The following is a 12435-nucleotide window of genomic DNA, read 5'->3' as shown; positions in this document are numbered from 1 at the left end:
CGTCGCCGAGCCCGCCCTCCGGGCGGACGGCACTCCGTCGAAGACACGCTCTAGGCGTGTGACTGGGCCTGCGCCGTGTTCGCCAGGGCCTCGGAGAGATCCCGCGCGACCTCCTGGAGCACCGGAACGATCCGTTCCGTGGCCTCCTCCGTCACCCGGCCCGCCGGACCCGAGATGGAGATGGCCGCGGCCGTGGGGGAGTTGGGCACCGGAACCGCCAGGCAGCGGACACCGATCTCCTGCTCGTTGTCGTCGACCGCGTACCCCGCCCGGCGCACCAGCTCCAGGGCGTCCAGGAAGCCGTCGGGTGTCGTGATCGTCTTCTCGGTGGCGGCGGGCATCCCCGTACGGGACAGCAGGGCGCGGACCTCCTCCGGCGGGATGTGCGCGAGCAGCGCCTTGCCCACGCCCGTGGAGTGCGGCAGTACCCGCCGGCCGACCTCGGTGAACATCCGCATCGAGTGCTTCGAGGGGACCTGGGCGACATACACGATCTCGTCGCCGTCGAGCAGCGCCATGTTCGCCGTCTCGCCGGTCTCCTCGACCAGCCGGGCCAGATACGGCCTCGCCCACGTGCCGAGCAGGCGCGACGCGGATTCGCCGAGCCGGATCAGCCGGGGGCCGAGCGCGTACCGGCGGTTGGTCTGCTGGCGCACATAGCCGCAGGCCACCAGCGTGCGCATCAGCCGGTGGATGGTCGGCAGGGGCAGCCCGCTGCTCGCCGAGAGTTCGCTGAGCCCGACCTCGCCGCCCGCGTCCGCCATTCGTTCGAGCAGGTCGAAGGCGCGCTCAAGGGACTGGACGCCGCCGGCGGGGGCGGATTTGGTGGCGTCGGTGGTGCTGGCACTGGACGACGGCACGACAACGGTCCTTTCAGGGCGAGCGGTGCAGGCAAGCAGCCTACCGGGCCGTGCGGCCGGGTACTTGATCGATGGTGGAGCGTCTCCGCCGGTCAGGACGCTTCTGTCCGGCGTCCGCGGTCAATTGTGGGCGATCCGTCCATTCTATATTGCGAAATCAAGTTTTCACTTCACGGAAACATTCAGGCCCGGTCCCGTCTTGACTGGTCAGGATCGGGAGTGAAGACTCCTTCAACAGGTTGTTGAATCTCGCTCAGTGAGGGGCACCGGTGTCCGATGTGAGCCTGGTACTGCGCTCGACGCGCGTCATCACGCCGGAGGGGACGCGGGCGGCCTCGATCGCCGTCGCCGACGGCAGGATCGCGGGCGTACTGCCGTACGACGCGGAGGTGCCGCCCGGCGCCCGGCTGGAGGACGTCGGCGGCGATGTCGTGCTCCCCGGCCTCGTCGACACACACGTCCATGTGAACGACCCCGGACGCACCGCGTGGGAAGGCTTCTGGACCGCCACCCGCGCGGCGGCGGCCGGCGGGATCACCACACTCCTCGACATGCCGCTGAACTCCCTGCCGCCCACCACCACGGCCGCCCATCTGCGCACCAAACGCGAGGTCGCCCGGACGAAGGCCCATATCGACGTCGGCTTCTGGGGCGGCGCCGTCCCGGACAACGTCAAGGACCTGCGCCCGCTCCACGACGCCGGGGTCTTCGGCTTCAAGAGCTTCCTGTCGCCGTCCGGGGTCGACGAATTCCCCGCGCTGGACCAGGAACAGCTCGGCCGCTCGCTCGCCGAGATCACCGGCTTCGGCGGACTGCTGATCGTGCACGCCGAGGACCCGCGCGAGCTGGCGGCCGCGCCCCCGCCGGGCGGCCCCGCCTACGCCGATTTCCTGGCGTCCCGGCCGCGCGACGCCGAGAACGCCGCGATCACGAGCCTGATCGCGCAGGCCCGGCGGCTCGACGCCAGGGTCCACGTACTGCATCTGTCGTCGTCCGACGCGCTGCCGCTGATCGCCGAGGCCAAGCGGGACGGCGTCCGGATCACCGTCGAGTCCTGTCCGCACTTCCTGACCCTCACCGCCGAGGAAGTCCCGGACGGGGCAACGGAGTTCAAGTGCTGCCCGCCGATCCGCGAGGCCGCGAACCAGGACGCGCTCTGGCAGGGCCTCGCCGACGGCACCATCGACTGCGTCGTCTCCGACCACTCGCCCTGCACCACCGAGCTCAAGACCCCCGACTTCGCGACCGCCTGGGGCGGTATCTCCTCCCTCCAGCTGGGCCTGCCGGCGATATGGACCGAGGCCCGCCGCCGCGGGCGGCCGCTGGAGGACGTCGTCCGCTGGATGTCGACGGCCCCCGCCGCGCTCGCCGGACTGACCCGCAAGGGCGCCATCGAGACGGGCCGCGACGCCGACTTCGCGGTCCTCGCGCCCGACGAGACCTTCACCGTCGACCCGGCCCGCCTCCACCACCGCAATCAGGTGACGGCGTACGCGGGCAGGACGCTGTACGGCGTCATCAGATCCACCTGGCTGCGCGGCACCCGGATCATCCATGACGGCGTGCTCACGGAACCCACCGGCCATCTGCTCGAAAGGACCAACTGACCGTGCCCGAAGCCCTGTTCACCGGTGACGCCCGCCCGTACGGCGGCGGCGATCCGTACGCCGACTACCGCACCACCGAGTTTCCCTTCGCCCACCTCGCCGATCTCGCCGACCGCAGGCTGGGGGCCGGTGTCATCGCCGCCAACGACGAGTTCTTCGCCGAACGCGAGAACCTGCTGAAGCCCGGAGCGGCGGAGTTCGACCCGGAGCGCTTCGGCCACAAGGGCAAGATCATGGACGGCTGGGAGACCCGCCGCCGCCGAGGCTCCGGCGCCGGGTCGCCGCACCCGGCCGACGCGGACCACGACTGGGCCCTGGTCCGGCTCGGCGCGCCGGGGGTGATCCGGGGAATCGTCGTCGACACCGCCCACTTCCGCGGCAACTACCCACAGGCGGTCTCGGTGGAGGCCACCTCGCTGCCCGGCTCCCCATCGCCCGAGGACCTGCTCGGCGACGGCGTGAAGTGGACGGAACTGGTGCCCCGTACGGCCATCGGCGGCCACGCCGCGAACGGCTTCGCGGTCGATGTGGAACAGCGCTTCACGCATCTGCGGCTGAACCAGCACCCCGACGGCGGCATCGCCCGGCTCCGCGTCCACGGCGAGGTCGCGCCCGACCCCGCGTGGCTCGCCGTCCTCGGTACGTTCGACCTCGTCGCGCTGGAGAACGGCGGCGGGGTGGAGGACGCCTCCGACCGCTTCTACTCGCCCGCCACGAACACCATCCAGCCGGGCCGCTCCCACAAGATGGACGACGGCTGGGAGACCCGGCGCCGCCGGGACAAGGGGAACGACTGGATCCACTACCGGCTGGTGGCCCAGGCCGAGATCCGCGCGGTCGAGATCGACACGGCGTACCTGAAGGGCAACGCGGCGGGGTGGGCGACGCTGTCGGTACGGGACGGGGAGACGGGGGAGTGGACGGAGACGCTGCCCCGGACGAGGCTGCAACCGGACACGAGCCACCGGTTCGCACTGGGGGCGGCGGTGGTGGCGACGGAGGTCAGGCTCGACATCTTCCCGGACGGCGGGGTGTCGCGACTGCGGGTGTTCGGGGGGCTGACAGAGGGGGGAGCGGCGAGGCTGGCGGCGCGGCACGGGGAGCTGGGCGGGGGGTAGTCGGGGCGCGGCGGGTTGCGGTGCGGTGCGCCTCCGGCGGGGGTGCGGCCGTCGTGGCGGGGCCGGGTCCGGGAGGGTGCCGCCGCCTCGCGCACGGCCGGGTCGCGACGCACCCCTGCCCACACCCCCCGCCGGAAGGCGCACCCGACGAAACCATCGTCGGCTCTCGGCCGACTTTGGTAGCTTCCGACCTCGCCGACGCGGTCGGCCCCGCCCCACCTGCGTAAATTGTCGATATGACACGCACGGACTACCCCTGGCTGCTCCCCTCGGAGATGATCGACCCACGAGGCCCCGAGCTGCCCGGCGACCGTGGCCGTGCCCGACCGCGGCGGACCGTGCGGGACTGGATCATCGACACCCTGATGTTCCTCCTCGCCGCCACCATCGGCCTGCTCGCCCTGGAGGCCAGCGAGAAGGCCGGCAATTCCGAGAACATCGTCTTCGCCGACATGATCGTGGGCGTGCTGGCCTGCTGCGCGCTGTGGACGCGGCGGCGCTGGCCCGTGGTGCTCGCGGTCGTGCTCGCCGTGGTCAACGTGGTCGCGCCGGTCACCGGCGGGGCCGCTCTCGTGGCGCTCTTCTGCGTGGCCGTGCACCGGCCGTTCCGCACCGTCGCGGCCGTCGGCGGGCTGTCCCTGGTGGCCGGGTGCCTCCAGGCGTGGATCCGGCCCGATCCGGGGACGTCACTGGTGACCTCGCTCATCGCGACCGTCGTACTGGTCCTGATGGTCACCGGCTGGGGCATGCTCGTACGGGCCAGGCGTCAGCTGGTCGTCGCGCTGCGCGAGCGGGCGACGCGGGCGGAGGCCGAGGCCGAGCTGCGGGCCGAGCAGGCGCAGCGGCTCGCGCGCGAGGCCATCGCGCGGGAGATGCACGATGTGCTCGCGCACCGGCTGACGCTGCTCAGCGTCCACGCGGGCGCGCTGGAGTTCCGGCCGGACGCACCGGCGCCCGAGGTCGCCAGGGCGGCCGGGGTGATCCGGGACAGCGCGCACGACGCACTCCAGGACCTGCGCATGATCATCGGAGTGCTGAGGGCGCCCGGAGACGAGGGCCACCGGCCGCAGCCCACGCTGGCCACCCTGGACGCGCTGGTCGCCGAGTCGCGGGAGGCCGGGATGAAGGTGACGCTGGACACCCGGGTCGACGATCCGGCCGAGGTGCCCGCCGCCACGGGCCGTACCGCCTATCGCATCGCCCAGGAGGGCCTGACCAACGCCCGCAAGCACGCGCCCGGCACCGAGGCCACCGTCGAGGTGAGCGGCGGGCCGGGGGACGGTCTCACCGTCGAAGTGCGCAACGCCGCGCCGCGGGGCGAGGTCCCGCGGGTGCCGGGTTCCGGCCAGGGGCTGATCGGGCTGACCGAGCGCGCGCTGCTGGCCGGCGGCCGGTTCGAGCACGGAGCCACCGGCGACGGCGGGTTCGCCGTTCGCGCTTGGCTACCGTGGGCCTCATGAGTATCCGGCTGATCATCGTCGACGACGACCCCCTTGTCCGCGCGGGACTGACGTTCATGCTCGGCGGCGCCGACGACATCGAGATCGTCGGGGAGGCCGCCGACGGCGCCGAGGTCCCGGCGCTGATCGAGCGGACCGTGCCCGATGTGGTGCTGATGGACATCCGGATGCCCGCGGTGGACGGTCTGACGGCCACGGAGACGCTGCGCCGCCGCCAGGACGCCCCGGAGGTGCTCGTGCTGACCACCTTCCACGCGGACGAACAGGTACTGCGGGCGCTGCGCGCCGGGGCGGCCGGATTCGTTCTCAAGGACACCCCGCCCGCCGAGATCGTCACCGCGGTACGGCGGGTGGCGGCCGGGGACCCGGTGCTCTCGCCCGCGGTCACCCGCCAGCTCATGACCCATGTGGCGGGCGCGCCCGCCGGCGCCCGGAGGGACGCCGCGGCGGCGGACCGGCTCGACTCCCTCGCCGAGCGCGAGCGGGAGGTCGCGCTCGCCGTGGGCCGCGGCCAGTCGAACGCCGAGATCGCCGCCGGGCTCTATATGAGCGTCCCCACCGTCAAGGCCCATGTCTCCCGCATCCTGGCCAAACTCGGCCTCAACAACCGTGTCCAGATCGCCCTGTTGGTACATGATGCGGATCCGGCCATGGGGGAGGACGGTGGCCGCGGCGGCGACGTACGCTGATCCGATGGCGGCTATCGAACTGGCAGATTACGGACCGGACTTCAACGCGAATCCCTATCCGTACTACGAGAAGATGCGCGAGACCGGCCCCGTCCACGAGATCCGGACCCCGGACGGCAATCGCTTCTGGCTGGTCGTCGGATACGAGGAGGGGCGCCTCGCCCTCGCCGACGCGCGGCTGTCGAAGTCGCTCTCCGTCATGGGGTACGAGTCGACCGACGAGGCGATCATGGGCCCGCACGTCCTGACCCTCGACCCGCCGGACCACACGCGGCTGCGCAAGCTGGTCGCCCCCGAGTTCACCCCGCGCAGAGTGGAGAAGCTGCGCCCGCGCGTCCAGCAGATCACCGATGACCTGCTGGACGCCATGGTCCCGGCCGGACAGGGCGATCTGGTCGACGCGCTGGCCTTCCCGCTGCCCATCACCGTCATCTGCGAACTGCTCGGTGTGCCGCACGCGGACCGTGACACCTTCCGGGCCTGGACGAACGAGATCGTCGCGCCGACCACGGCCACCGGCGCGCGCGACAACACCATCGAGCTCTGCGCGTATCTCGACGCGCTCATCGAGGACAAGCGTGTCTCGGCGCCCGGCGACGATCTGCTCTCCACCCTGCTGCGCACCAGCGCGGAGGACGGTGACCGGCTCTCCGCGGCCGAGCTGCGCGCCTGGGCCTATGTCCTGCTGATCGCCGGTCATGAGACGACCGTCAACCTGATCGCGAACGCGGTCCGGACGCTGCTCGGCAACCCCGGTCAACTGGCCGCTCTGCGGGCCGACTTCGGTCTGCTCGACGGCGCGATCGAGGAGACACTGCGGTTCGAGGGGCCGGTGGAGACCAGTACCGCACGGTTCACCAGCGAGCCGGTCACCTACGGCGACACGGTGATACCGGCCCGCGAGATGGTCCTGATCTCTCTGGCCTCGGCCGACCGCGACCGGTCCCGCTTCCCGGATCCGGACAGCTTCGACATCCACCGCTCCGCCACCCCGGGCCGCGGCCCCGGCCATCTCGCCTTCGGCCACGGCATCCACTTCTGCCTGGGCGCGCCGCTGGCCCGGCTGGAGGGCAGGATCGCCATCCGTACGCTGCTGGAGCGCTGCCCGGACCTGGCGCTCGACCCGGCGGCGGGCCCCTACGAGTGGCTGCCAGGACTGCTGATCCGCGGGGTGCGCGGGCTGCCGGTGCGCTGGTAGGAACAGAAGGAAGAGCGGCCCGCTCGGGGCGTGCTGCGAAAGTCCCGTCCGGCCTGCGACGCCCTGCGGGCGGACGACGCTTATTCCTACTTTCGCAACACGCCCTAACCATCCTGGGCGGGGATCTCCGACAGCCGCACCGGGCGTCGCTCGCGCCGGGACCGCTCGCACGCTTCCGCGATCCGCAGCGCGTGCAGCGCCTCCCGGCCGTCGCACGGGTTCTCCAGCTCGCCGGAGACGACCTTCAGGAAGGCGTCCAGCTCGGCCTCGTACGCCGGGGCGAACCGCTCCAGGAAGCCCGGCCACGGGCCGGCGGGGGCCGACGGGCCCTTCGGCTCGGTCGAGGTGATCGGCGTACGGTCGTCCAGACCGACCGCCACCTGGTCCAGCTCGCCCGCCAGTTCCATCCGTACGTCGTAGCCCGCTCCGTTGCAGCGGGTGGCCGTGGCCGTCGCGAGCGTCCCGTCGTCCAGGGTGAGGACCGCGGCGGCGGTGTCCACGTCGCCGGCCTCGCGGAACATCGCGGGCCCCGCGTCCGAACCCGTCGCGTACACCTCGACCACCTCGCGTCCGGTCACCCACCGCATGATGTCGAAGTCATGCACCAGACAGTCGCGGTACAGGCCGCCGGAGAGCGGCAGATACGCGGCGGGCGGCGGCGCCGGGTCGGAGGTGATCGCCCGTACGGTGTGCAGTCGGCCGAGCCGGCCCGACCGTACGAGCTCGCGCGCCGCGCCGTACCCCGCGTCGAAGCGGCGCATGAAGCCCAGTTGGAGCACCGTGCCCGCCGACTCCACCTCGCCCAGCGCGCCCAGCGTCCCCGGCAGGTCCAGCGCGATCGGCTTCTCGCAGAAGGCGGGGAGTCCGGCCCGTGCGGCGCGGCTGATCAGCTCGGCGTGGGACGCGGTGGCCGAGGCGATCACCACGGCGTCCAGGCCCTGGGAGAAGATCTCGTCGACGGAGGGGACGGCGGTCGATCCCGTACGGACGGCGACCTGAGCCGCGCGGTCCGCGTCGGTGTCCGCGACCACCAGCGAGCCGACGTCGGGGTGGCGGCCGAGCACGTCCGCGTGAAAGGTGCCGATACGGCCGGTGCCGATAAGTCCGATGCGCATGGCCCCAAGGTGGCCACAGGGCACTCGTCATGTCAAGAGTTTGTCCTGACAATCGAACGTACCGACTTCCCGTCAACATGCCGTGCGGTTACGCTCGCCCCGTGCCCCAGCAGCCGAGATCAGCCCACCCCGGACAGGAGACGCCCGGACCGGAGACGGATCACGACACGCCGCTCCAGCTCAGCGTCGACCGCACCAGCCCGGTCCCGCTCTACTTCCAGCTCGCACAGCAGCTGGAGGCGGCCATCGAGCGCGGCCGGCTGGCGCCGGGCAGCCTGCTCGGCAACGAGATCGAGCTGGCGGGCCGGCTCGGGCTGTCCCGTCCCACCGTCCGGCAGGCCATCCAGTCCCTGGTCGACAAGGGGCTGCTGGTGCGCCGCCGGGGCGTCGGCACGCAGGTCGTGCACAGCCAGGTCAAGCGCCCGCTGGAGCTGAGCAGTCTCTACGACGATCTGGAGGCGGCCGGCCAGCGCCCGGCCACCCGCGTCCTGCGCAATACCGTCGAACCGGCCACGGCCGAGGTCGCCGCCGCGCTCGGGGTGGCGGAGGGCGCGGAGGTACGGCTCGTCGAACGGCTGCGGTACGCGCACGACGAGCCGATGGCGTATCTGCGCAACCATCTGCCGACCGGGATGTTCGACTGCGACACCCCGCGTCTGGAGGCGACCGGTCTCTACCGGATGATGCGCTCCGCCGGGATCACCCTGCACAGCGCCCGGCAGACGGTCGGCGCGCGGGCCGCCACCGCCGAGGAGGCCGAACGGCTCACCGAACCCACCGGGGCCCCGCTGCTCACGATGGAGCGGACCACGTTCGACGACACCGGACGGGCCGTGGAGTTCGGCTCGCACATCTACCGCGCCTCGCGCTACTCCTTCGAGTTCCAGCTGCTGGTGCGCCCGTGACGGCCACACCACCGCCGTCTCCTCGTCAGCATGTACGGACAAAGTATTGACGCGTCCGTGCGGGCCCGGCTAGAACTCCCTCCAGCCGCAACGGGGCGGCCGGGAGAGAAGGCGGATCCATGGCGCGAACCCCTCGCAGCACGCGAACCACCGGAAACGGAGGGCGGGAAGCGGGCCGGGCTCGCCCGGGAGTCCGCCCGCCCCGGTACCCGCCGACCGGCCACCGAACAGGCATGACCGATACTTGGGCGGCGCCGGGAGCGAATGGGTCCCGGCCGCACAGCGGAGTTCGGCAAGAAGGGCGCGGCGTCGTGGCAAGGGTTCGGACAGGGGTACGCGCGACGAGCGCCGTGCTGGCGGCGGTACTCGCGGCCTCGGTTCTCGCGGGGTGCAGCAGCACCGGCGGCAAGCGCGCGGAGGAGCGGGCCCAGCAGGCGGCGGCCCAGGGGCGGGCCGCGGTGGACACCCCCGAGTGGACCGTGGCCATGGTCACCCACTCGGGCAGCGGCGACACCTTCTGGGACATCGTCCAGAGCGGCGCCAAGCAGGCGGCGGTCAAGGACAACATCAAGTTCCTCTACGCCAACAGCGACGAGGGCCAGCAGCAGGCCCAGCTCGTACAGTCCTACATCGACAAGAAGGTCGACGGACTGATCGTCACGCTCGCCAAGCCCGACGCCATGAAGGCCGTCGTGGAGAAGGCGGTCAAGGCCGGTATCCCGGTGATCACCGTCAACTCCGGAGCGGCGGAATCCGCGTCCTTCGGCGCCCTCAGCCATATCGGCCAGGACGAGACCATCGCGGGCGAGGCCGTCGGCGACGAACTGGACAAACGCGGGAAGAAGAAGGCCCTCTGCGTCATCCACGAGCAGGGCAACGTCGGCCACGAGCAGCGCTGCGCCGGAGCGAAGAAGACCTTCGACGGCCAGCTCCAGAACCTCTACGTCGACGGCACGAACATGCCCGACGTCGAGGCGTCCATAGAAGCCAAGCTCCAGACCGACCGGAGCATCGACGCCGTCGTCACCCTCGGCGCCCCCTTCGCGGACACCGCCGTCAAGGCCAAGGAGTCCGCGGGCAGCGAGGCCGAGATCGACACCTTCGACCTCAACGCCAAGGTCGCCTCCTCGCTCACCTCCGGCGCGCTCGGCTTCGCCGTCGACCAGCAGCCCTACCTCCAGGGGTACGAGGCCGTGGACCTGCTCTGGCTCTACCGGTACAACGCCGATGTCCTCGGCGGCGGACGTCCCGTGCTGACCGGGCCGCAGATCATCACGCGGAAGGACGCCGGCGCGCTCGCCGCGTACACGAAGCGGGGCACCCGATGACCGCGACCGCCCCGCCGGCCGAGGACCGCCCCGGCCGGCCCGCGGGCGACGACGAGCGGCTGCTGCACGCCTCCCCGCTGCGCACGCTGCTCGGCCGGCCCGAGCTGGGCTCGGTCGTCGGCGCGCTCGCCGTCTTCCTCTTCTTCTCGTTCGTGGCGGACTCGTTCCTCCAGCTGTCCAGCTTCGGCACCGTCCTCTACGCGGCCTCCACGCTCGGGATCATGGCCGTCCCGGTGGCGCTGCTGATGATCGGCGGCGAGTTCGACCTCTCCGCCGGTGTGATGGTGACCAGCTCCGCGCTGGTCTCCTCGATGTTCAGCTTCCAGATGACCGCGAACGTCTGGGTGGGCGTCCTGGTGTCGCTGCTGGTCACGCTGGCCTTCGGGGTCTTCAACGGGGTCATGCTGACCCGTACGAAACTGCCGAGCTTCATCATCACGCTGGGCACGTTCCTGATGCTCACCGGGCTCAATCTCGGGCTGACGAAGCTGATCAGCGACACGGTCTCGACCAAGAGCATCGGCGACATGGAGGGCTTCCCCTCCGCCAGGAAGCTCTTCGCCTCCCAGCTCACCCTCGGCGGCGTCGAGCTGAAGGTCACCATCCTGTGGTGGGCCGGACTGGTCGCGCTCGCCACCTGGATCCTGCTGCGGACCCGCTTCGGCAACTGGATCTTCGCGGTGGGCGGCAACGCCGACGCCGCCCGCGCGGTCGGTGTCCCGGTGCTGCGGACGAAGATCGGGCTGTACATGGGCGTGGCCTTCTGCGCCTGGGTCTCGGGCCAGCATCTGCTGTTCTCGTTCGACGTCGTCCAGTCCGGCGAGGGTGTCGGCAACGAGCTGATCTACATCATCGCGGCCGTCATCGGCGGCTGTCTGATCACCGGCGGCTACGGCTCCGCGATCGGCTCGGCGGTCGGCGCGTTCATCTTCGGCATGACCAGCAAGGGCATCGTCTACGCGGAGTGGAACCCGGACTGGTTCAAGTTCTTCCTCGGAGCGATGCTCCTTCTCGCCACCCTGCTGAACGCGTGGGTGCGCAAGCGTGCGGAGGCGACACGATGACGGGCGACACGACGGCGGGCAGTGCTACGGCGGACGGTGCCGCGGCGAGTGATGGCGCTGCGACGGGCGGTACGAGCGGCGCGCTGGTCGAACTCGACGACGTCAGTAAGTACTACGGCAATATCCGCGCCCTCGAAGGCGTCTCGCTGGAGGTCCACCCGGGGGAGATCAGCTGTGTGCTGGGCGACAACGGCGCGGGCAAGTCCACGCTGATCAAGATCATCGCCGGGCTGCACCGGCATGACGCGGGCGACTTCCTGATCGAGGGCGAGAAGACCACCCTCGCCTCCCCGCGCGAGGCCCTGGACCGCGGGATCGCCACGGTCTACCAGGACCTCGCCGTCGTACCGCTGATGCCGGTCTGGCGAAACTTCTTCCTCGGCTCCGAGCCGACCAGGGGCAGCGGTCCCTTCAAACGGCTCGATGTCGCCCGAATGCGCGAGACCACCCGGGCCGAACTGCTGCGGATGGGCATCGACCTGCGCGATGTCGACCAGCCGATCGGCACGCTGTCCGGCGGTGAGCGCCAGTGTGTGGCCATCGCCCGTGCCGTCTACTTCGGCGCGAAGGTCCTCGTCCTGGACGAGCCGACCGCGGCCCTCGGGGTGAAGCAGTCCGGCGTGGTGCTCAAGTACGTGGCCGCGGCACGTGACGCGGGACTCGGAGTGGTACTCATCACCCACAACCCGCACCACGCGTATCTGGTCGGTGACCGTTTCGTCCTGCTCAAGCGGGGCGTCATGTCGGGCAGCCACACCAAGGACTCGATCACCCTGGATGAGCTGACACGGCAGATGGCGGGCGGTTCCGAGCTGGAGGAGCTGAGCCACGAACTGGAGCGCGCCCCGGCGCCCGCCCATCTCGGCGGGCACTCCGGCGGACGCACCGGTGCCGGTCCGGGCGACAGGGACTGACCTGGGACGCGGCGGTCACCGTACGGCCCCCGCCGGGCCGCACAGCGACCACGCCCGCCCCGGATGGCAGAATCTGGCACGGCGGACACCGTCCGCCGCCGCCGCCCGTCCGGGCCAGGCGGCCCCCGACCCCGCAGGGACGACACGACTCGTGCGCGTACGCAGCCGCCCACTCAC

The 12435-nt window shown here is 71.4% G+C and carries 11 protein-coding genes; 9 read left to right on the top strand and 2 right to left on the bottom strand.

All coding sequences use genetic code 11. The features are described 5' to 3' along the window. Positions 1–50 precede the first annotated feature (50 nt). Positions 51–860, bottom strand: a complete 810-nt coding sequence (locus tag ACIOGX_RS16075) for an IclR family transcriptional regulator (RefSeq protein WP_356510265.1) — start codon at positions 858–860, stop codon at positions 51–53. Between the two features lie 269 nt (positions 861–1129). Here ACIOGX_RS16075 and allB point away from each other — a divergent pair, with 269 nt between their 5' ends. The 5 genes from allB (at position 1130) to ACIOGX_RS16050 (ending at position 6932) form a co-directional block, all read left to right on the top strand. Continuing rightward, the gene (allB, locus tag ACIOGX_RS16070) at positions 1130–2467 is read left to right on the top strand and encodes an allantoinase AllB (RefSeq protein WP_356510263.1); all 1338 of its coding nucleotides are present in this window, start codon (positions 1130–1132) and stop codon (positions 2465–2467) included. Between the two features lie 2 nt (positions 2468–2469). Further along, on the top strand, positions 2470–3585 hold the full coding sequence (alc, locus tag ACIOGX_RS16065; protein WP_401913675.1) for an allantoicase: 1116 nt from the start codon (positions 2470–2472) through the stop codon (positions 3583–3585). Between the two features lie 236 nt (positions 3586–3821). Next, a complete protein-coding gene (locus ACIOGX_RS16060; protein WP_356510261.1) occupies positions 3822–5045 on the top strand; it encodes a histidine kinase in 1224 nt (407 codons plus the stop codon). Then, positions 5042–5734 (top strand): response regulator transcription factor, encoded by a 693-nt coding sequence (locus ACIOGX_RS16055; protein WP_356510259.1) that lies wholly within the window; start codon positions 5042–5044, stop codon positions 5732–5734. Before ACIOGX_RS16060 ends, ACIOGX_RS16055 begins: the two co-directional genes overlap by 4 nt. A 4-nt stretch (positions 5735–5738) precedes the next feature. Continuing rightward, complete coding sequence (locus tag ACIOGX_RS16050) at positions 5739–6932, top strand: cytochrome P450 (protein ID WP_356510257.1); 1194 nt, start codon at positions 5739–5741, stop codon at positions 6930–6932. A 104-nt stretch (positions 6933–7036) separates the two neighbouring features. On the opposite strand, the gene ACIOGX_RS16045 is transcribed toward ACIOGX_RS16050, so the two are convergent. Next, positions 7037–8047, bottom strand: coding sequence for a Gfo/Idh/MocA family oxidoreductase (locus tag ACIOGX_RS16045; RefSeq protein ID WP_356510255.1), 1011 nt, complete (start codon positions 8045–8047; stop codon positions 7037–7039). Positions 8048–8148: 101 nt separating this feature from the next. Between ACIOGX_RS16045 and ACIOGX_RS16040 the strand changes: the two genes are divergently transcribed. The 4 genes from ACIOGX_RS16040 (at position 8149) to ACIOGX_RS16025 (ending at position 12258) form a co-directional block, all read left to right on the top strand. Then, complete coding sequence (locus tag ACIOGX_RS16040; RefSeq protein WP_356510253.1) at positions 8149–8952, top strand: GntR family transcriptional regulator; 804 nt, start codon at positions 8149–8151, stop codon at positions 8950–8952. 311 nt (positions 8953–9263) lie between these two features. Next, positions 9264–10280: a sugar ABC transporter substrate-binding protein gene (locus ACIOGX_RS16035; protein WP_356510251.1), complete on the top strand. Its 1017-nt coding sequence runs from the start codon at positions 9264–9266 to the stop codon at positions 10278–10280. Further along, positions 10277–11344: an ABC transporter permease gene (locus tag ACIOGX_RS16030; protein ID WP_356510249.1), complete on the top strand. Its 1068-nt coding sequence runs from the start codon at positions 10277–10279 to the stop codon at positions 11342–11344. The genes ACIOGX_RS16035 and ACIOGX_RS16030 overlap by 4 nt, the downstream gene beginning before the upstream one ends. Continuing rightward, positions 11341–12258 (top strand): ATP-binding cassette domain-containing protein, encoded by a 918-nt coding sequence (locus ACIOGX_RS16025; protein ID WP_401913667.1) that lies wholly within the window; start codon positions 11341–11343, stop codon positions 12256–12258. Before ACIOGX_RS16030 ends, ACIOGX_RS16025 begins: the two co-directional genes overlap by 4 nt. The last annotated feature ends 177 nt before the right edge of the window (positions 12259–12435 follow it).

The sequence above is a fragment of the Streptomyces sp. NPDC088147 genome, assembly GCF_044741565.1.
In the GTDB taxonomy this organism is placed as follows: Bacteria; Actinomycetota; Actinomycetes; order Streptomycetales; family Streptomycetaceae; genus Streptomyces.
The sequence above is the reverse complement of the archived record's forward strand: the minus strand, read 5'-3'. Positions and strand labels throughout refer to the sequence as shown.

Excerpts from the sequence above, each read along its gene's own strand:
- ACIOGX_RS16030 (WP_356510249.1), top strand. The coding sequence starts at position 10,277 with ATGACCGCGACCGCCCCGCCGGCCGAGGACCGCCCCGGCCGGCCCGCG.
- ACIOGX_RS16055 (WP_356510259.1), top strand. The coding sequence starts at position 5,042 with ATGAGTATCCGGCTGATCATCGTCGACGACGACCCCCTTGTCCGCGCG.
- ACIOGX_RS16045 (WP_356510255.1), bottom strand. The coding sequence starts at position 8,047 with ATGCGCATCGGACTTATCGGCACCGGCCGTATCGGCACCTTTCACGCG.
- ACIOGX_RS16025 (WP_401913667.1), top strand. The coding sequence starts at position 11,341 with ATGACGGGCGACACGACGGCGGGCAGTGCTACGGCGGACGGTGCCGCG.
- ACIOGX_RS16050 (WP_356510257.1), top strand. The coding sequence starts at position 5,739 with ATGGCGGCTATCGAACTGGCAGATTACGGACCGGACTTCAACGCGAAT.
- ACIOGX_RS16060 (WP_356510261.1), top strand. The coding sequence starts at position 3,822 with ATGACACGCACGGACTACCCCTGGCTGCTCCCCTCGGAGATGATCGAC.